The organism is Nonomuraea pusilla (assembly GCF_900109355.1).
GTDB classification, from domain to species: domain Bacteria; phylum Actinomycetota; class Actinomycetes; order Streptosporangiales; family Streptosporangiaceae; genus Nonomuraea; species Nonomuraea pusilla.
In genome coordinates this window covers 140,255-159,144 of record NZ_FOBF01000011.1, presented here as the reverse complement: position 1 = coordinate 159,144, position 18,890 = coordinate 140,255, and the positions used below count along the sequence as shown (strand labels likewise).

At 75.5% G+C, this 18,890-nt stretch carries 18 protein-coding genes; 8 read left to right on the top strand and 10 right to left on the bottom strand.

Going from position 1 to position 18,890, the window contains the following annotated elements; all coding sequences use genetic code 11:
- Window positions 1-4: 4 nt before the first annotated feature.
- Complete coding sequence (locus tag BMX74_RS23400; RefSeq protein WP_055501361.1) at window positions 5-688, top strand: CBS domain-containing protein; 684 nt, start codon at window positions 5-7, stop codon at window positions 686-688.
- Window positions 689-700: 12 nt separating this feature from the next.
- On the opposite strand, the gene BMX74_RS23395 is transcribed toward BMX74_RS23400, so the two are convergent.
- Both BMX74_RS23395 and BMX74_RS23390 read right to left on the bottom strand, forming a co-directional pair.
- A complete protein-coding gene (locus BMX74_RS23395; protein WP_055503774.1) occupies window positions 701-1,357 on the bottom strand; it encodes a CBS domain-containing protein in 657 nt (218 codons plus the stop codon).
- A gap of 82 nt (window positions 1,358-1,439) precedes the next feature.
- On the bottom strand, window positions 1,440-2,285 hold the full coding sequence (locus BMX74_RS23390) for a universal stress protein (protein WP_091102790.1): 846 nt from the start codon (window positions 2,283-2,285) through the stop codon (window positions 1,440-1,442).
- A 163-nt stretch (window positions 2,286-2,448) separates the two neighbouring features.
- Here BMX74_RS23390 and BMX74_RS23385 point away from each other — a divergent pair, with 163 nt between their 5' ends.
- The gene (locus tag BMX74_RS23385) at window positions 2,449-3,234 is read left to right on the top strand and encodes an HAD family hydrolase (protein ID WP_055501359.1); all 786 of its coding nucleotides are present in this window, start codon (window positions 2,449-2,451) and stop codon (window positions 3,232-3,234) included.
- Window positions 3,231-6,137 (top strand): pyridoxamine 5'-phosphate oxidase family protein, encoded by a 2,907-nt coding sequence (locus BMX74_RS23380; protein ID WP_091102787.1) that lies wholly within the window; start codon window positions 3,231-3,233, stop codon window positions 6,135-6,137. The genes BMX74_RS23385 and BMX74_RS23380 overlap by 4 nt, the downstream gene beginning before the upstream one ends.
- 64 nt (window positions 6,138-6,201) lie before the next feature.
- Here BMX74_RS23380 and BMX74_RS23375 read toward each other — a convergent pair whose 3' ends face one another.
- A complete protein-coding gene (locus BMX74_RS23375; protein WP_055501358.1) occupies window positions 6,202-7,056 on the bottom strand; it encodes a universal stress protein in 855 nt (284 codons plus the stop codon).
- Window positions 7,057-7,212: 156 nt separating this feature from the next.
- Window positions 7,213-9,834, bottom strand: a complete 2,622-nt coding sequence (locus tag BMX74_RS23370; RefSeq protein ID WP_091102786.1) for a cation-translocating P-type ATPase — start codon at window positions 9,832-9,834, stop codon at window positions 7,213-7,215.
- Between the two features lie 232 nt (window positions 9,835-10,066).
- Between BMX74_RS23370 and BMX74_RS23365 the strand changes: the two genes are divergently transcribed.
- Entirely contained in the window at window positions 10,067-10,285 is a 219-nt protein-coding gene (locus BMX74_RS23365) for a hypothetical protein (protein ID WP_055501356.1), read from the top strand.
- Between the two features lie 68 nt (window positions 10,286-10,353).
- Here BMX74_RS23365 and BMX74_RS23360 read toward each other — a convergent pair whose 3' ends face one another.
- From BMX74_RS23360 to BMX74_RS23340, 5 genes are all read right to left on the bottom strand, one after another.
- Complete coding sequence (locus tag BMX74_RS23360; RefSeq protein ID WP_055501355.1) at window positions 10,354-10,851, bottom strand: universal stress protein; 498 nt, start codon at window positions 10,849-10,851, stop codon at window positions 10,354-10,356.
- Between the two features lie 96 nt (window positions 10,852-10,947).
- Window positions 10,948-11,466 carry a flavodoxin family protein gene (locus BMX74_RS23355; RefSeq protein WP_091102783.1) on the bottom strand — a complete coding sequence of 173 codons (519 nt, stop codon included), beginning with the start codon at window positions 11,464-11,466 and terminating at the stop codon, window positions 10,948-10,950.
- A gap of 144 nt (window positions 11,467-11,610) precedes the next feature.
- Window positions 11,611-12,078, bottom strand: a complete 468-nt coding sequence (locus BMX74_RS23350; protein WP_055501353.1) for a CBS domain-containing protein — start codon at window positions 12,076-12,078, stop codon at window positions 11,611-11,613.
- On the bottom strand, window positions 12,075-12,911 hold the full coding sequence (locus tag BMX74_RS23345) for a universal stress protein (RefSeq protein ID WP_055501352.1): 837 nt from the start codon (window positions 12,909-12,911) through the stop codon (window positions 12,075-12,077). Before BMX74_RS23345 ends, BMX74_RS23350 begins: the two co-directional genes overlap by 4 nt.
- A 158-nt stretch (window positions 12,912-13,069) precedes the next feature.
- The gene (locus BMX74_RS23340) at window positions 13,070-13,882 is read right to left on the bottom strand and encodes a putative protein N(5)-glutamine methyltransferase (protein WP_091102781.1); all 813 of its coding nucleotides are present in this window, start codon (window positions 13,880-13,882) and stop codon (window positions 13,070-13,072) included.
- A gap of 387 nt (window positions 13,883-14,269) precedes the next feature.
- Here BMX74_RS23340 and BMX74_RS23335 point away from each other — a divergent pair, with 387 nt between their 5' ends.
- The 4 genes from BMX74_RS23335 (at window position 14,270) to BMX74_RS23320 (ending at window position 18,372) form a co-directional block, all read left to right on the top strand.
- Window positions 14,270-14,785, top strand: a complete 516-nt coding sequence (locus BMX74_RS23335) for a DUF7144 family membrane protein (RefSeq protein ID WP_201784407.1) — start codon at window positions 14,270-14,272, stop codon at window positions 14,783-14,785.
- A gap of 102 nt (window positions 14,786-14,887) precedes the next feature.
- Window positions 14,888-15,514 (top strand): GAP family protein, encoded by a 627-nt coding sequence (locus BMX74_RS23330; RefSeq protein WP_055501350.1) that lies wholly within the window; start codon window positions 14,888-14,890, stop codon window positions 15,512-15,514.
- Between the two features lie 242 nt (window positions 15,515-15,756).
- Entirely contained in the window at window positions 15,757-17,844 is a 2,088-nt protein-coding gene (locus BMX74_RS23325) for a S9 family peptidase (protein WP_091102778.1), read from the top strand.
- A 51-nt stretch (window positions 17,845-17,895) separates the two neighbouring features.
- Entirely contained in the window at window positions 17,896-18,372 is a 477-nt protein-coding gene (locus BMX74_RS23320; protein ID WP_091102776.1) for an SRPBCC family protein, read from the top strand.
- 37 nt (window positions 18,373-18,409) lie between these two features.
- Here BMX74_RS23320 and BMX74_RS23315 read toward each other — a convergent pair whose 3' ends face one another.
- On the bottom strand, window positions 18,410-18,877 hold the full coding sequence (locus tag BMX74_RS23315; RefSeq protein WP_236714559.1) for a winged helix-turn-helix transcriptional regulator: 468 nt from the start codon (window positions 18,875-18,877) through the stop codon (window positions 18,410-18,412).
- Window positions 18,878-18,890: the final 13 nt, after the last annotated feature.

The following is an 18,890-nucleotide window of genomic DNA, read 5'->3' as shown; positions in this document are numbered from 1 at the left end:
CCGCATGCGCATGACCGTCAGGGACGTGATGACCGCCGACGTGGTCTCCGTCCACGAGAAGACCTCCTTCCACGCCGTCGCCGAGGAGCTGCTCGGGCACGGCGTCAGCGGCCTGCCGGTGGTCGACGGCGACGGCCGCGTCGTCGGCGTGGTCTCCGAGTGCGACCTGCTGGCCAAGGAGGAGTACAAGGAGTGCTCGCCCGGCGACGGGTACCGGCCGTCGCTGCGCACCCGCATGCGCCACAACCTCGGCAGCGAGGGCAGCGGCTACCACAAGGCGCACGGCGAGACCGCGGGCGAGCTGATGACGTCCCCCGCCCACGTCACCACGCCCGACGCCCCTGTGGTGCTGGCCGCCCGGCTGATGGACCGCCACGGCGTCAAGCGGCTGCCCGTCGTGGACGCCTCGGGCAGGCTCGCCGGCATCGTCAGCCGCCGCGACCTGATCAAGGTGTTCCTGCGTCCCGACGCGGACATCAGGCGGCTGGTGCTGGAGAGCGTGCCCGACGGCGTGGACGTGGCGGTGCGCGACGGGCTCGTCACCCTGTCGGGCACCGTGGAGCGGCGCGCACAGGCCCGCGCGGCCGTGCGGCTCGCCGAAGGCGTCGACGGGGTCGTCGCGGTGCGCGACGGTCTCGCCTGGCGCCTCGACGACGACGTGGACGTCCCGGTCCGGGGCGGCGCCTGACCGCCCCGGCGGTCAGAGGAGAGGCGGGACGATGACGAGGTCGTCGTGCTCGTACGTCAGCTCGGAGAGCACGTCCACGACGCCCTCGACGGCCCGGATGCGCTCGACCAGGGCGATGGCCTGGGACTTCCACTGCACCTTGCCGGAGATCCGCACGACGCCCTTCTCGATCTCCACGGCGTAGTCGTCGAGGTCGTCGATCGCGGCGCGGATGTCGGCCTCCAGCTGCTCCATCGGGCGGGCGAAGACCCGCAGGACGTCCTGCTGGTGGAGCGTGCCGATGATGCGGCCGGTGACGGGGTCGATCACGGGGAGCTGCTTGATGTGCTTGTCGTGCATGATGCGGGCCGCCTCGCGCACGGGCGTGCCCGGGGTGACGGTGACGGGGGGCGTCGTCATGAGCTGGCCCGCCGTGACGCCGGACGCCTTCTGGTGCTCCTGCCGCTGCCTGCGCGACTCGAAGATGGAGACGCTGTGCTTGACCGCGTCGGTCTCCTTCAGCAGCAGGTCGTCCTCCGAGACGACCCCGACGGGGCGCCGGTCCGCGTCGATCACCGTCACCGCTCCCACCGCGAACCGCTTCATCGCGGCCACGATGTCGGCGAACGGAGCGTCCTCCAGGACGGCTATGGCCACGCGGCCCATCACGTCCTTGACTTCGATTGCCATGGTGTCCACCTCTCCTTCCACTCCTCAGGCTGCCGCCGCCCGGCGGGGCCGGGCAGCGGCGAAGGTCCCCGCCGGGGGAGACTTAGGTCCCGCGCACGACAGCCACGGCGCACTCGGCGTGGTGCAGCGCGCCGCGGCTGACGGAGCCGAGCAGCATCGACGTCAGGCCGCCGCGCCCGTGGGAGCCGACGACGAGCAGGTCCGCCTCCTCCGACGCCTCGGTGAGCGCGTCCACCGGGTGGGCCGACTGCACGTCCTCGACGATCTTGACCTCGGGGTAGCGCTGCTTGTACGCCTCCAGCCGGTCGACGACGGCCCGGTGCTGGGCCGCGCGGACGTCGTCCATGTCGTACGGGATCTGGGGCGCGAACGCGTGCACGGGGAGCTGCCAGGCGTGGACGGCGCGCAGCGTGGCGCCGCGCACCCAGGCCTGGCGGAAGGCGTAGTCGAGGGCGGGCTCCGACTGGGGCGAGTCGTCGAGGCCGACGGCGACCTGGCCGCGTACCGGCCGGTGTTCGGCCCGCACCACGACCACGGGGCAGGTGACGTGCCCGGCGACGTGCATGCTGACGGAGCCGAGGAGCGCTCCGCGGAAGCCGCCGAGCCCGCGGCTGCCGACGACGATCTCGCTGGCGTCCTGCGCCTGGTCGCGCAGCACCGCGGCGGGCGAGCCCTCGATGTCGTGGGTGGTCGCCTCGACCCCGGGCTGGCGCTCGTGCGCCAGGGCCAGCGCCTCGTCGAGGATCCTGCGCCCCTGGCGCTTCAGCGCGTCCGGCAGGTCCTCCTCGGGGAACCTGCGCACCTGGTACGGCGTCCTGTCCACCGCGTGGACGATCCGCAGCGGCTCGTGCGCCCTGAAGGCGTCGTTGGCCGCCCACTCGACGGCGGCACGCGCCGCCACCGAGCCATCCACACCGACAACGATCATGACGGGCCTCCTCGTGCTCACCGCCGGCGCGTCCTTTCGCGGGCGGTCTCCTCTCACCTCCAGCGGACCTCGGGGGGCGGTGCGGGGTGCAGGGCCGGAGGTCCCCGCGGGGCGGGTCCAACGGCCCATGCCTGCCCACGTCAGCGGGGGGTAGCGTCCAGACATGGCCGCCATCGACCTGACCAGGCTGCGCGGCGTCGTCCTCGACACGGACGGCGTGGTGACCGACACCGCCCGCGTGCACGCCGCCGCGTGGAAGCACGTCTTCGACACCTTCCTGCGCGGCCGATCGGAGCCCTCGGGCGAGCCTCAGCAGAGATCCCCTGAGGCGCCCTTCGACATCCGGGCCGACTACCTGCGGTACGTGGACGGCCGGCCGCGCCTCGACGGCGTGCGCACGTTCCTCGCCTCGCGCGGCATCGCGCTGCCGGAGGGGGCGCCGTCCGACCCGCCGGGAGCGCCGACGGTGCGCGGCCTGGCCATGGCCAAGGACGCGCTGTTCATGCGGGAGATCGAGGAGCACGGCGTGGCGCCGTTCCCCTCCACCGTGGCTTTACTCCACGAGCTGCGCAGGCGGGGCTGCCGCACCGCGGTGGTGTCGGCGAGCAGGCACTGCCGCGCCGTCGTGGCCTCGGCCGGGCTGTCGCACCTGTTCGACGTGGTGGTCGACGGCAACGACAGCGCCAGGCTGGGCCTGCCGGGCAAGCCTGACCCCGCGCTGTTCCTGGAGGCGGCGCGCCGGCTCGACCTGCGGCCCGCCGAGACCGCGGTCGTCGAGGACGCGCTGCCCGGCGTCGAGGCGGGACGCAGGGGCGGGTTCGGCATGGTGGTGGCGGTCGACCGTTCGGGGACGCAGGCGGGCGCGCTGGAGGCGGCCGGCGCGGACGTCGTCGTGCAGGACCTGGCCGAGCTGGCGGTGTCCGGACGGGTGCCGGTGGAGCTGCGATGAACCCGTGGGTGCTGCGTTACGAGGGCTTCGACCCGGCGTCGGAGGGGCGGCGGGAGGCGCTGTGCACGCTCGGCAACGGCCGCTTCGCCACCAGGGGCGCCACCCCTGAGGCCGGGCCCGAGCGCGCGCCCGGCACGTACCTCGCGGGCTGCTACGACCGGCTGGAGTCGGAGGTGGCCGGCCGCACGGTGAGCAACGAGGACATGGTGAACCTGCCGGACTGGCTGCCGCTGACGTTCGCCACGCCGGGGTCGGCCTGGTTCCGTCCCGGCGGCGCGCGGCTGCCCGAGTACCGGCAGGACCTCGACCTGCGCCACGGCCTGCTGCTGCGCGAGCTGCGCTGGCAGGACGGCGCGGGCCGGGTCACGCTGGTGCGGCAGCGCCGCCTGGTGTCCATGGCCGACCCGTTCCTCGCGGCGATGGAGACGACGTTCGTCGCGGAGAACTGGTCGGGGCCGCTGCGGGTGCGCGCCGGGATCGACGGCGACGTCGCCAACCGGGGCGTGGCGCGTTACCGGTCGCTGCGCGGCGACCACCTGACCGACCAGGCGGCGGGCGCCGGCGACGGCCTGACGTGGCTGACGGCGACCACCCGCACCTCGCGCGTCGCCGTCGCGCTCGCCTCCAGGATCGACGCGCCGACCGGTCCTGGCGAGGCCACCGCCGGCGCCGCGGAGGTGCACACCGACCACGTGCTCGACCTGGTCCAGGGCGAGCCGGTCACGCTGACGAAGGTCGTGGCGCTGGTGTCGTCGCGCGACGCCGGCGTGGACGACCCGCGGGCGGCGGCGCTGCGGCGGGCCGCCCGCGCGCCCGGCTTCGGCGTCCTGATGCGGGAGCACGTCGAGGCCTGGCAGCGGCTGTGGCTGCGCGCCCGGCTCGACGTGGACGGCCCCCAGGTGTCGCAGATCGTCCACCTGCACGTCTTCCACGTCCTGCAGACGCTCTCGCCGCACACCGCCGCTCTGGACGTGGGCGTGCCCGCGCGGGGGCTGCACGGGGAGGCGTACCGGGGGCACGTCTTCTGGGACGAGCTGTTCGTGCTGCCGTGGATGAACCTGCGCTTCCCCGAGGTCTCGCTCGGCCTGCTGCGGTACCGGTGGCGGCGGCTGCCGCAGGCCAGGAAGGCGGCCAGGGAGGCCGGGCGCGAGGGCGCCATGTTCCCCTGGCAGAGCGGCAGCGACGGCCGCGAGGAGACGCAGACGCTGCACCTGAACCCCGAGTCGGGCCGCTGGCTGCCCGACAACTCGCACCTGCAGCGGCACGTCGGCCTGGCCGTCGCCTACAACGTGTGGCACCACCACCTGGCCACCGGCTCCATGCCGCCGTGGGCGGCCGAGCTGCTGCTCGACATCGCGCGCTTCTTCGCCTCCCTGTGCGTCAGGGTGGGCGACAGGTACGAGATCCACGGCGTGATGGGCCCCGACGAGTACCACGACGCCTACCCGGGCGCCTCCTCCCCCGGCCTGGACAACAACGCCTACACCAACGTCATGACCGCGTGGCTGCTGCTGCGCGCCCGCGAGACGGCGCGGCTGGCGCCCGCGCTCGCGCCGCCCGCCGAGGAGCTGGCCCGCTGGGACGACATCGCGCGCCGCATGCGCGTCGACTTCCACGACGGGGTCATCAGCCAGTTCACCGGGTACGCCGCGCTGCTGGAGCTCGACTGGAGCCGCTACAGCCGGGTGCGCCGCCTGGACCGGGCGCTGGAGGCCGACGGCGACGACGTCAACCGCTACAAGGCGTCCAAGCAGGCCGACACGCTCATGCTGTTCTACCTGCTGACCGCCGACGAGCTGCTGGAGATCCTGCGCGGGCTCGGCTACCCGGCCGACCACGGGCTGATCATGCGGACCATCGCCTACTACCTGGAGCGCACCAGCCACGGGTCCACGCTCAGCGCCGTCGTCCACGCCTGGGTCCTCGCCAGGTACGACCGGTCGTCGTCCTGGCTGTTCTTCACCGAGGCGCTGCTCAGCGACATCGAGGACGTCCAGGGCGGCACCACCGCCGAGGGCATCCACCTCGGCGCCATGGGCGGCACGCTCGACCTGCTGCAGCGCTGCTACCTCGGCCTGGAGGTGGGCCGCGGCGAGCTGCGGCTCGACCCGCTCCTGCCCGACCAGCTCGGGCTGCTGTCCATGTCGATCCGCTACCGCGGGTCGCAGATCTTCATCGACGCGGACCACCGGCGGGCGCGCGTCAACGGCGTCGAGTCCCGCGTCTTCACCGAGGAGAAACCGATCATGACCCGGACCAGCGACCTCGGACGACGGCTCGTCCACCACCGCGAACGCCTCGGCCTGAGCAGGGAGCAGGTGGCCGAGCGCGCCGAGATGTCGGCCGGCTACCTCGGCTATCTGGAGGAGAGCGCCGAGCCGCCGAGCAGCGGCGTCCTGTACCGGCTGGCCGAGGCGCTGCAGACCACCGTGGACGACCTGCTGGGCAGCGACGTGGACCGCCCGCCGGGGCGGGGCCCCGCCATGGCGCACCCCACGCTGGAGGTGCTGCAGGAGGAGGAGTGCCTGCGGCTGATCTCGCCGGGCGGCGTCGGCAGGGTGGCCTTCAGCGGCTCCCACGGGCCGACCGTGTTGCCGGTGAACTACAAGGTGCGCGAGGGCGCGATCGTCTTCCGCACCGCGCCGCACGGCCCGATGGACGAGGACCTGCGCACCGGCCTGGAAGGCGTGGAGATCAAGGTCGGGTTCGAGGTGGACAGGATCGACGAGGCCAGGCACGAGGGGTGGAGCGTGCTCGTCCAGGGGGCGGCGCACCACGTGCCGCCGGAGGAGGCGGGCGACCTGGCCGAGGCGGGCATCAGCCCGTGGGCGGGCGGCGCCCGTCTGCTCTATATCAGGATCCTGCCCACCCAGATCACCGGCCGCCGCATCCACGGCCTCTGACGCGGGACCCCCGCGCCGGGTCTCCACGCCGCTGAACCGCGCTCGCGGGCCCGGCCCGGGCGCGTCAGGTGCGGTTCCACGGGGAGTGGACGACGGCCACCGGGCAGCGGGCCCGCTGGAGCACGGCGTGGCTGACCGACCCCAGCACCGCCGAGGCGAAACCGCCGAGCCCGCGCGACCCCACCACCACGAGGGACGCGCGGCGGGAGGCGTGGGACAGCGCCGTCGCCGGCTGGCCGGTGGCCACCGACTCGGCCACCTCCACGTCCGCGTACTTCTCCCGCCACGGGGCCAGCCGCTGCCAGATCTCCTTCACCGGCGGCCCCACCGGGATGGGGCCGTAGCCGACCGGGTGCGGCGCGACGACGGGCGACGGCTGCGAGTACAGGACGCGCAGCGGCACGCCCCGCGCCGCCGCCTGCTCCAGGGCGAACTCCAGCCCCGCCTCCGCGTCGGGCGAGCCGTCGAACCCGGCGACCACCTCGCCGCCCGGATGCTCGGGCCGCCTGACGATCACGACGGGGCAGACGGCGTGCCCCGCCAGGGCGAGCCCGCACGACCCCAGCACCAGCCCCGCGAACCCGCCGAGGCCCCTGCTGCCGAGCACCATCGAGTCGGCGGCGCGCGACTCCTCGCGCATCCGCTCCACGAGCGCGCCGGTGATGAGCGCGCTCTCCACGCGCAGCTCGGGCACGCGCCGCCGGGCCCGCTCCGTGCCGGTGGCGAGCATGGCCTCGCACCGCTCGGTCAGCGTCTGGTGGTCGGAGGCCGCGATTCCGGACCGCTCGGCCTGCCACGGCTGGCGTACGTGCGCCAGGCGCAGGGAGAGCCCCCGCCTGACGGCGTCGTCCACCGCCCAGTCGAGCGCCTCGTACGACGACTCCGACCCGTCAAGTCCGACCACGATGGGCCTGCTCATCACCGACCTCCTCGGCCCTCTCCCCGGTCCCCCCGGCCTCGCCGACCGCATGCCGACCGCATGCCGGTCGCATGCCGCACCGGCGGCCGCCCGGTGACCGGGCCCCCGCACCGGACCATGTGCCCGTACGGCCGGAACCCGAACATCGGCCGGCCGTCACCCCGCCGCAGCCGGGGTCGAGCGGCGGGCGCGCGTGAGCAGGGCCGCCAGGTCGCACAGCGGCGGGGTGAGCAGCGCGGCGGCCGCCGCCATCGCCCACCCGGCGGGCGGGAGCGGCGCCAGCGCCAGCAGCCGGCCCAGCGGCGGGACCAGCGTGACGAGGGCCTGCAGCGCCGCCGTCCCCGCCACGGCGGCCAGCACCGCGCGCCCGCGCCACCAGCCGGGCTCGAACGTCCAGCGGCGCGCCCTGGCCACGTACGCGAGGGTGAGCCTGGCGAAGACGAGCGCGAGCACCGCCTGCGTCCTGACCTGCTCGCTGTCCCAGCCGAGCGCCCTCGCGGCCTCCACCGCCGCGACGACGAGCAGGCCGACCACGAGCGAGCGCAGCGCGATGCCGCCGAGCACCGCGCCGGACAGCAGGCCGTCACGGCGCGGACGGCTCGCGAGGGGGTCGCCGGGCGCGCGGTCCACGCCGAGCGCGATGGCCGGGATGCCGTCCAGCACCAGGTTGATCCAGAGGAGCTGCACCGGCAGCAGGGGGATGACCAGGTCCGGCCAGGCGAACATGCCGACGAGCACGATGAGGATCTCGGCCAGGTTGCCCGTGAGCAGGTAGCCGATCATGGAGCCGACGTTGCGGTGGAGGCGGCGGCCCTCGCGCACGCCCGCCACGATCGTGCCGAGCTCGCCGTTCGTCACGACGACGGACGCGGCCTCCCTGGCGACGTCCGTCCCCTCCTCGCCGGCCATGGCGACGCCGACGTCCGCGTGGCGCAGGGCGGGGGCGTCGTTGACCCCGTCGCCGGTCATGGCCACGACCTCGCCGTGCTCGCGCAGCTCACGCACCAGTTCCAGCTTGGTCGCCGGATCGACGCGGGCCAGCACGCCGGCCCGGCGCAGCAGCGCCGCGCGGTCGGGGCCGTCGAGGGACGCGCCCGTGACGACCGGGTCGGGGTCGATGCCGACCTCCTCGGCGACGGCGCGGGCGGTGTCGGCGTGGTCGCCGGTCACCATGATCACCCGGATGCCCCCGGAACGGCACTCCGCCACGGCCCGGCCGGCGGAGGCCCGCACCTCGTCGCTCAGCCCGACCAGCCCCACCGGCCGCAACCCGGCCGCGTCGAGCGCGTCCCACCCGTCAGGAGGCCCGCCTTCGCCGGGCCGGTCGCCGTCGCCGGCCTCGCCAGGCCGGGCGGGCCGGGCGCCGTCACCGGCCTCGCCAGGCCGGGCGGACCGGGCGCCGTCACCGGGCCGATGGCCGGGGGCGTCGGCGCGGGCCAGCGCCAGCACGCGCAGGCCGCGCCTGGCCAGCTCGGGCACGGCGGCGGCCAGGCGCTCGGTCTCCGGACCCGGGACGCAGCGCGGCAGCACCGCCTCGGGCGCTCCCTTGACGGTCACCACCGGCGTCTCCCCCGGTGTCCCGGTCAGGACGGTCATCGAGCGGGTCTCGGCGTCGAAGGGACGGGCCGCCAGCCGGGTCTCCGCGGGGTTCCTGCGCGTCCCGTGCTCCGCGGCGGCGGCGAGGAGCGCCACGTCCACGGCGTCGCCGAGGCCGTCGCGGGCGTCGTTGCAGCGGACGGCGGCCCGCCACAGGTCCTCCCCCGGCACCGCGACGTGATCCGCCACGGTCAGGCGGCCGGTGGTCAGCGTGCCCGTCTTGTCCGAGGCGATGACGGTGGTCGCGCCGAGCGCCTGGATCGCCGACAGCCGCCGGACGATCACGCCGAGCCGCGCCATCCGCTGCGACCCGAGCGCCAGCGCGGTGGTGACGGCCGCCGCCATGCTCTCGGGAACGGCGGCGATGGCCAGCGCCACGCCCGCCAGCACCAGGTCGAACGGCGCGATGCCGCCCCTGGCCAGCCCGAGCGCCACCATGACGACGCCCGCCGCCGCCGCGAGCAGCCCGATGCGCTTGGACACCTGGGCGAGCTCCACCTCCAGCGGCCCCTTCACCTGGCCGTGCAGGGCGGAGGCGATCGCCCCCATCTCGGTCCGGGCCCCGGTGCGGGTGACCACCGCGACGCCGGAGCCCCGCACCACCATCGTCCCGGAGAAGAGCTGGCCGTCGCGGTCGCCCAGCGCGCCGTCCACGGCGCCGCCCGCCCGCTTGCCCGCCGAACGCGACTCGCCGGTCAGCATCGCCTCGTTCACGGCGAGCGACGCCGCCTCCACGACGCGGGCGTCCGCGGGGACCCGGTCTCCCGCCGCCACCTCGATCACGTCGCCGGGCACCACCTCGGCGGCCGGGATCCTGCGCACCGCCCCGCCGCGCCGCGCCTTCGCCATCGGGGCCGTCATCGTGCGCAGCGCCCGTACGGCCTGCTCGGCCTTCGCCTCCTGGGTGACGCCGATGGCGACGTTCACGGCGAGGATCGCCAGGATCGCGACGCCCTCCGGCACCTCGCCCAGCACCAGCAGCGTCACGAGCCCGGCGGCCAGCAGCAGGATCGACAGGGGGTCGGCGAGCTGCCGCGCGGCGCGCGCGAGGAGCGAGGGCGGCCTGGCGGCGGGCAGCTCGTTGGGGCCGTACTCGGCGAGCAGGCGCACGGCCTCCTCGTCGGGCAGGCCGTCCGCGGCGGGTGCGGGCGGGCCGTCGGCGGCGTGCGTCAAGGCGTCCATGGCTCCACCAGATCATCCGGGACGTCCGCCGCGCCGGGGCCGAAGGCCCCGGGCCCCCGGGACCTTCGGCCCCGGCCGCGACCGCCTGCCGGGCGGTTCCCGCGCCGGGTCGTGGCCCGCGCCCCGGGCAGTGCCTTTGGTCCCCGCCACCGGGGACGTTCGGCGCTGTCGCCGCGCGCGGCGGTCGCTCACCCTGGGGGTGTCACACGGCCCCAGCGGAGGTGAACCGATCATGATCGGCAGCCGGATGATCATGGAGGCGTCGGCGCTCGACGTGGAACTGGCGGCGCTGCGCGAACGCGTCACCCGACTGGAGGAGCAGGTACGCGCGCTGACCGCGGCCGCCCTGCCCCCGCCCGACCGGCAGGACGACGGCGGGGCGGCCGGCCGGACGCCGGGCGACCGTCTGAGGTCCCCTCGGCCCGAGGAAGCGCCGGCCGGCGCGCGCTGACCGAGGCCGGCCCGGCCCACCGCCCCGGCCCGGGCTCCCCTGAGGAACCGCGGGCCCCACCTGCCGCCCTACCGGGCTGCGAGCCGGCTCACCGGCTCGGTCAGCAGCCCGGCCAGGGGGTCGCGCGGCGCGGCCACATGGTCCGCGGGGACGACCGTGACCGGGCAGGGCGGCCAGCGCAGGCAGGAGAGCAGCACGGCGCCCAGCCTGCCGTCACCCGCCCGGTGGGCGGCCGAGCCGAGCACGAGCAGGTCGGCGCCCCTGGCTGCCTGCAGCAGCGCCGTCTCCGGCCGTCCCAGGACGAGCAGCGGCTCGACCGGCAGGCCCGGGAACGCGTCCTCCACCGTGTGGACGGCCCGCGTGAGCGCCGCGCTCTCCCAGGCGCGCCGGCGTCCGGGCTCCGCCCCCGCCGGGTGGGGGGCGTAGGCGGCCAGCTGCTCCGCCCGGCTCTCCCAGGCGTGCACGATCACGAGCCGTCCCCCGCGGCGCTCCGTCTCGGCCGCCGCCCACATCAGCGCGGCCTCCGAGCCGGGGCCGCCGTCCGCGCCCACCACGATGCGTGTCATGGCTCCATCGTCCGACGCGGCGGTCCCGGCGGGCAGAGCCGTTGTGCCCTGCCCGCCGGGACCTTCGTCAGCCAGGGGAGACGTCCGGCGCGGGGGTCAGCGGGTGGGGACGGCGACCGAGGCGGCGAGCGACTCGCCCCAGGCGCGGGCGCGGTCCAGCTCGCCGTCCAGCAGCGGGCCCGGCGTTCCCGCGACGTAGAAGCTCTGCGCCGGCGCGACCAGCCTGATCCCGGCGCGGCGCAGCCGCTTGGCCGCGCCGCGCGCCGCCGACCCCGGCATGCGCGGCTTGAAGACCCGCGTGTCGAACGCCGCCGACGCCAGCGTGGCCGACGACGACCCGAGGCCGCCCAGCCACTCGCGCAGCCCGCGTCCCTTCGAGACCAGGCCGCCGGGCGCCTGCTGCGCCGCGGACTGCCGGGTGGACTCCCTGCTCATGCCGAACGCGTGCGTGGGCCCGCCGACCACCAGGAGGGCGACCTGGTCGCCGATGAGGTCGGGCGCGGAGCCGACCTCCGCCACCTCCGCCCGCATCCTGGTCGCCAGGCCCTCGGCCACCGCCTCGGCGATCTGCTTGGTGTTGCCGAACATCGACTCGTACACGACGAGCGCGTCCATCACGCGCCTCCCTCTCGACCCTGCCGTCTGCTCGCCGCCGTCCGCCCGCCCGCGCGGCGGCCGGCTCCTGGACGCGCGCGGCGAGTACGCGTCCTCGTCCTCCTCCAGGCGCCTCCCCGCGGGCGCCCGGCTTCCCGCCCGCCGTCACTCCTTGACGCGGAGCACCGGTTCGAGGTGGAACATCCCGGTGACGACCTCGCCGGCGACCTCCCGCGCGGCGGCGCGACCGGCGACCGCCATCAGCACGTCCCGCGCGGTGACGAGCCCGACCAGGCCCTCCGCGGCGACGACGGGCACGGCGTCGCACCCGGCGTCCAGCATGATCGCGGCGACGCGCGGCAGCGGGCAGTCGGGCCGCACCCGGGGGCGCCGCTCGCCCTCCAGGAGCGAGCGCACCTGGCGCTTCGACTGCTCGCGCGGCCCGCCCGACCAGGACCCCGCGAGGTCCTCACGGGTGAGGATGCCGAGGAGCCGCTGCCCGTCCACGACCGGCAGGTGGTGCACCTCGGCGCGCCGCATCAGCTCCCACGCCATCAGCGGCGACTCCTCCGGCCTGACCGCGACGAGCACGCGGCTCATCACCTGCTCGGCGGTCAGCGTCTCGACACTCATGACTCCTCCTCCCGCGGCCGTACGACGGCCACCGGGCAGTGAACGTGGTGCAGGACGGCGTGGCTCACGGAGCCGAGCACCGCCGACGCGAACCCGCCCATGCCGCGCGTGCCCACGACCACCAGGTCGGCCGACTCCGACGCCCTGATGAGGGCGGCGGCGGGGTGCTCGCACAGCCCTTCGTCGACGCACTCGACGTCGGGGTTCTTCTCCCGCCAGGGGACGACGCGCTCGCGCGCCTTGCGCGACTCCTCCTCGAAGGCCTCCTCCACCAGGCTGCTGTAGGCGGCGGCGTACGGGGACAGGATCGGCATCTCCCAGGCGTAGACGACGTGCAGTTGCGCCTTGCGGGCGCGGGCCTGCTCGAAGGCGTAGCGCATGGCGGCGTCGGAGTGCTCGGAGCCGTCGTACCCGACGAGGACCCGCCCGTGGACGGGCCCGGCGCCGCGCACGATGACGACGGGGCCCGCGCCGTGCCCGGCCACGCCCATGCCGACGGAGCCGAGCACCATGCCGGTGAACCCGCCGAGCCCGCGGCTGCCCAGCACCGTGCTGTCGGCGGTCGTGGACTCGCGGACGAGGTCCTCGATGACGTTGCCCGCCAGCAGGTCGGTGACGACGTCGACGCCGGGGGCGATCTGGCGTGCCCGGTCGGCGGCGGCCTCCAGCGCCCCCGCGCAGTACTTGGTGCCGCCCACGGCGTGCGGCCACTGCTCGCACACGTGGACGAGCCGCAGCCCGAGGTTCCTGCGTCTGGCGTCGTCGGCGGCCCACTCGACCGCTGCCGTCGCCGGGGCGGAACCGTCCACTCCGACCACGATCCGTCCGGCCATCACGATCTCCTCTTCGCCAGCGGACTTCCCTCCACCTCCATTAGCCGTCCGGCACGGGCGGTGCGCCCGGGGACGAAGTCCCTAATGGAGGTGCCGTTGGTCCTTATATGCTCGGCGGTCCGGCGTGTTCACCCGGCGAGGGGCCGCGGGGGCGCGGCTCAGGAGCCGGGCTTCGTGCCGACCACGGCGGTGGCGTCGAACTCGTCGCTGCGGGTGACGCGGGCCGCGAGGCCCGTCGCGGCGAGGGCCGCGGCCGTCGCCTCCGCCTGCCGCGCGCTGGTCTCCACGAGCAGGTGGCCGCCGGGCGCGAGCCAGCCGGGCGCGCCCGCGATGACGCGGCGCACGACGTCGAGGCCGTCGGGGCCGCCGTCGAGCGCCACCAGGGGCTCGTGCAGGCGCGCCTCGGGCGGCAGCAGGCCCATCGAGCCCGACGGCACGTACGGGGGGCTGGCGATCAGGACGTCCACCCGGCCGCGGAGCGCGGCGGGCAGCGGCTCGTACAGGTCGCCCTCGTAGACGTGGCCGCCCCTGGGGGTGAGGTTGCGCCGGGCGCATCGGACGGCGGCCGGGTCGAGGTCGGCGGCGTGCAGGGCGGCCGTGCCGAGCGCGGCCAGCAGGGCGAGGCCCATGGCCCCCGACCCGCAGCACAGGTCGAGCACGACGGGCGCGCGCCCGTCCGGCGCCGCCGCCCGCGCGAGGCGCGCGGCCTGCTCGACGAGGAACTCGGAGCGGGGCCGGGGGACGAAGACGCCGGGTTCGACGGCCACGCGCAGGCCCCGGAACTCGGCCCAGCCGACGAGGTGTTCGAGGGGCCGGCCCGCGACGCGCAGCTCGACCATGGCGTCGAGGTCGTCAGGGGTGCGGGCGGCGGCGATGAGGAGCTCGGCCTCGTCCTCGGCGAAGACGCAGCCGGCGGCGCGGAGCCTGGCGACGAGCGCGGACGTGGCGGAAGGTGAGCAGGAAAGCGACATGGGAGCCTTTCGGAAAGCCGATGGGCGCTCCCGCGGTCACCTGTTTCCCGTGGACCGTTCTCTGGAGGGGAGCACCCAGCCTGACACAGCGGTAATGGGTCTCACCTCCTGGGGACGATCACGTCTGGGACGGCAACAGTACCAAAGCGGGGCCCGCGCCGCCCGCGCGGGACCCGGGTTTTGCCCGGTCTACCCCCCGCACGGCGAGGATCACCCTGGTCAGGACGATCAGGGCCGGGCGGCGGCGATGCTCTCCTCACCACACCAAACCTCTGTCTAGTTTGTGCAGTTTTAGTGCATTTTGTGAGGCCTGGGGTGACTGCTGGGGTAGGCGTCAACCGTCTCCGGCGCACCGGCCCGGAGGCGCGGCTACGGAAGGAGCCGACCATGGAAGACCCGCGCTACGCGCAGACACAGCCGACGGCCAGGGAGCAGCAGGTGCCGCCCACCGTGCCCCAGCAGCGTCCGGGGCCCGCCCGGGCTGAGACGGAGGAGCCGGCCCAGGTCACCGGCTGGGCGGGCTGGGTCATGTTCGCCGGCGTCGCGATGATCGTCGTCGGCTGCTTCCAGGCCGTCATGGGGCTCGTCGCGCTCTTCAACAGCGGCTTCTACCTCATCACGAGGGGTGGCCTCGCGATCCCGGCCAGCCTCACGGCGTGGGGGTGGGTCCACCTGATCATGGGCGTCATCGTGGCCCTCGCGGGCGCGGCGATCATCGCCGGGCAGACCTGGGGACGGGTGGTCGGCATCGCGCTGGCGACCATCCAGGCGATCGTCAACTTCGCCTGGTTCCCCGCCTACCCGCTCTGGTCGCTGATCGTCATGATCGTCGACGCTCTGGTGATCTACGCCCTGGCCGTCCACGGCCGGGAGATGCGGGCACTCAACCGCCCCATGATGTAGACGGGCACGCGCGGACGGCGCGGCCGGCAGGCGCACGGCGGGCCGTGGCCCGCCGTGCCGCCCGTCCCACGGGCGCCGGAGCGACGCGACGGAAGGGCGCCGATGGACCTGCAGGTGCTGCCGCTCGCCGTCACCATGATGGCGGGCCCCCAGATCATGACGGCGATCATCCTGGTGACCCACCGGCAGGCGGTGCGGATGTCGCTCGCCTACCTCGCCGGCGTCGCGATCGCCGCCGTCATCGGCACCGCGATCGCCCGCTGGCTCGCCGGGCTCCTCGGCGGCGCCGTCACGCTGGGCGACCCGGCCGACCCCGGCTCGGTCGGCGCGCTCGTCCAGGTGGCCCTGGTCGGCCTGCTGATCGCCTTCGCCGTCAAGAACTACCTCGGACGTGAGACGTCGGAGCCGCCCGCCTGGCTCGGCACGCTGCTCGACGCCGGGCCCGACCGGGCGTTCACCACCGGGCTGCTGCTGATCCTCGTCATGCCGACCGACATCATGGCGATGCTCACCGTCGGCGTGCACCTGACGCAGCACGACCTGCCCGCCGTCGCCGCCCTCCCCTTCCTCGTGGCGACGCTGCTCATCGCGGCCCTGCCGCTGCTGGCCTACCTGGTCTTCCACCGGCGCGCCGTGCGGGCGATGCCGCAGGTGCGTGACTGGATGAACGGCCATGGGTGGCTGCTCAACGTCGTGGTCTGCGTCCTGTTCATCTTCTTCATCCTCTGACGTCCGCCCCGGGCGGCGTTTGCGCTTTTTGCGATCTTGTACCTACAATGCCGCACCGCTCGATCGCAGGCGAAGGCCCGGCGAGCGGCTCGGCGGAAGCCTCACAGGCACGGGCCCGGCCCCACCGCCTCCGGCGGATCCCCGGCACACCGGCCGCCGGTCTCGATCGCACCACTCCCCCACCGCGGGCCGCGTCCTCGACGCGTGCCCGCATCCCGCGTCTCCCCGAGAGGACCTTCGGCATGCCCGTCAACCCCCGGCACCCAGCCGCTCCCCACGACCCCGACGCCCCTGGACGCGACGCGGCGACCGGGCTTCCCCGGCAGTTCGCCAGGACCCGCCGCTTCAGCCTCGGGGCGCCCTCCGGCTTCACCGTCGTCCGCGACGGCCGCGCGGTGCTCTTCCTGCGCAGCCGCTCCGGCGACGACCCCGCCACCTGCCTGTGGGAGCTCGACCTGGACACCGCCGCCGAGCGGCTGGTCGCCGGCCCCGGCAGCCGTTCCGGGGCCGGCATCGGCGCGTACGCCACCGACGACGCGGGCGGCCTGGCCGCGTACACGCTGGAAGGCGAGCTCCACGTCGTGGACGTGCCCTCCGGCGCGGACAGGACGCTCCCCACGGCCGGCCGGGCGTCGGAGCCGCGCCCCGACCCGTCCGGCCGCCGCGTCGCCTACCTGAGCGGCGGCGCGCTGCGCGTGGCCGAGGCCGACGGGTCCGCCGACCGCGTCCTCGCCGAGCCCGACGGCCCCGAGGTGCGGTTCGGCGTCGCCGAGCACGCCGCCCGCGAGTCGATGGGCCGCACCCGGGGCTACTGGTGGTCGCCCGACGGCTCCCGGCTGCTGGTCGCCAGGGTGGACGAGAGCCCCGTCGCGCTGTGGCACGTCGCCGACCCGTCCGACCCGGCGCGGCCGCCGCGGGCCGTGCGCTACCCGGCGGCGGGCACGGCCAACGCCGACGTCACCCTCTGGATCGTCACGCTCGACGGCCGGCGCACCGAGGTGCCGTGGGACCGCCTGGCCCACGAGTACCTGGTGGCGGCCGGCTGGGACGCCCACGGGCCGTACCTGGCCGTGCAGAGCCGGGACCAGCGCGCCGTCGTCACGTACGCGATCGACCCCGGCACCGGGCGGACCGTGCGGCTGGCCGTCCAACGCGACGAGCACTGGGTGCACCTGCTGCCCGGCGCGCCCGCCCGCACCGCGGGGGGCGCGCTGGCGGCGCACGCCGACGAGGACGGCACGCGCTGCCTGACCTTCGACGGCGTCCCCGCCACCCCGCAGGGGCTGCAGGTGCGCGAGATCCTCTCCGTGGACGGCGACGACGTGCTGTTCACGGCGTCCTCCGACCCCACCGAGACCCACGTGTGGAGGTGCCGCCCCGGCGGCCGTCCCGAGCGGCTCACGTCCGCGCCGGGCGTGCACACGGGCGTGCTGCGGCACGGGACGCTCGTGCTGTCCGCCCGCACCGCCGCCCGCCCCGGCGCCGAGGTGACGGTGCTGCGCCCCGGCCGCCCCGGCGTGCGCGTCGCCTCCTACGCCGAGCGCCCCCTGCTGGAGCTGCGCCGTACGGCCCTCGTGACCACCCGGCGCGAGCTGCGCAGTCACCTGCTGCTGCCGTCCTGGCACCGTCCCGGCGACCCGGCGCTGCCCGTGCTCGTCGACCCGTACGCGGGGCCCGCCCTGCAGCGGGTCACCGCCGAGCAGGCGCCCATGACGTTCGTGTCGCAGTGGTTCGCCGAGCAGGGCTTCGCGGTGCTCGTCACCGACGGCAGCGGCACCCCCGGGCGCGGCCCCGCCTGGGAGCGCGAGGTGCACGGCGACATCCTGGGCCCCGTGCTGGACGACCAGGTGGCCGCGCTGCTCGCGGTCGCGGAGCGGCGCCCCGAGCTGGACCTCGGGCGGGTCGCCGTACGCGGCTGGTCGTTCTCGGGGACGCTGGCCGTCGCCGCCGTGCTGCGCCGTCCCGACGTCTTCCACGCCGCCGTCGCGGGGGCGGGGGTGAGCGACCAGCGCCTGTACGACACGCACTGGCGCGAGCGCTTCCTCGGCCATCCCGCCGAGCATCCCGGCCGGTACGACGCCTGCTCCACTCTGCGGGAGGCGCACCGGCTGTCCAGGCCGCTGCTGCTCGTCCACGGGCTGGCCGACGACAACGTGTTCGCCGCGGGGACGCTGCGGCTGTCGGCGGCGCTGCTGGCGGCGGGCCGCCCGCACGAGGTGCTGCCGCTGGCCGGCTCCGGCCACGCCCCGACGTCGGACGAGACGGTGTTCGCGGGGATGCTCCTGCACCAGCTCGACTTCCTCCGCCGCCACCTCCCGCCGGCCCGCTAGGCGGTCCTCCCCCGCCGCCTCCCGGCCGGGCGCCGTGCGATGATCGTCCGTGTGGTCCGTTTCGAGGTGAGCACGGTCGTCCTCGCGCCGCCCGCGGCGGTCTTCGACGTCTCGCTGTCGGTCGAGGTGCACACGTCGTCCATGAGCCGCTCCCGCGAGCGGGCGGTCGCCGGCGTCACCTCGGGCCGCCTCGCCCTCGGCGACCGGGTCACCTGGCAGGCCACGCACTTCGGCCTGCCGTGGCGGCTCACCTCGCTGATCAGCGCCTGGCACCGGCCGCGGTTCTTCGTGGACGAGCAGGTGACCGGGCCGTTCCGGCACTGGCGGCACGAGCACCACTTCGCGGCGTACGGCACGGGCGACGGGAACGGCGGCGCGGCGGGGACCCTCATGCGCGACGTCGTCGAGTTCTCCGCCCCGGCGGGGCCGCTGGGGGCGCTCGCCGAGGCGCTCGTCCTGCGCCGCTACATGAGCCGTCTCATCGAGCTGCGCAACCGGCACGTCAAGGCCGCGGCGGAGGACCGGTAGCCCGGACGGAGCGCGCCCGGCTCCCGAAGCGCGGTGCCTAGCTGGAGCCTGGTGCCCCGATGGGGCGGAGCTCGCCGAGCGCCGTCTCACCCGGACGCACGCCGGTCCCGTCGGGCCGCGTGTACGTCAGCCGCCGCAGCGGGTCGCCCGTGGTCCTGTCGATCAGCGGCCGGTACTCCTCGTCGGGGCCGAAGGCATGGCGCTCGCCCCACTGGCGCAGCGCGATGACCACGTCGAACAGGTCCTGGCCCTTCTCGGTGAGGACGTAGGCCCGGTACGGCGCCGCGCCTGCGGCGGGCTCGGTGCGCAGGATGCCGGCCGCCACGAGTCCGGCGAGCCGGTCGCTGAGGACGTTCTTGGCGATGCCGAGGTCGCGCTGGAACTGGCTGAAGCGGCGCGGTCCGTCGAAGGCGTCGCGCAGGATCAGCAGCGTCCACCGGTCTCCCACCAGGTCCACGGTCCGCATCACGGGGCAGGGGGTCGCGCTCGCCTGGGGCCTGGTCACCTGGGTGCCTCCA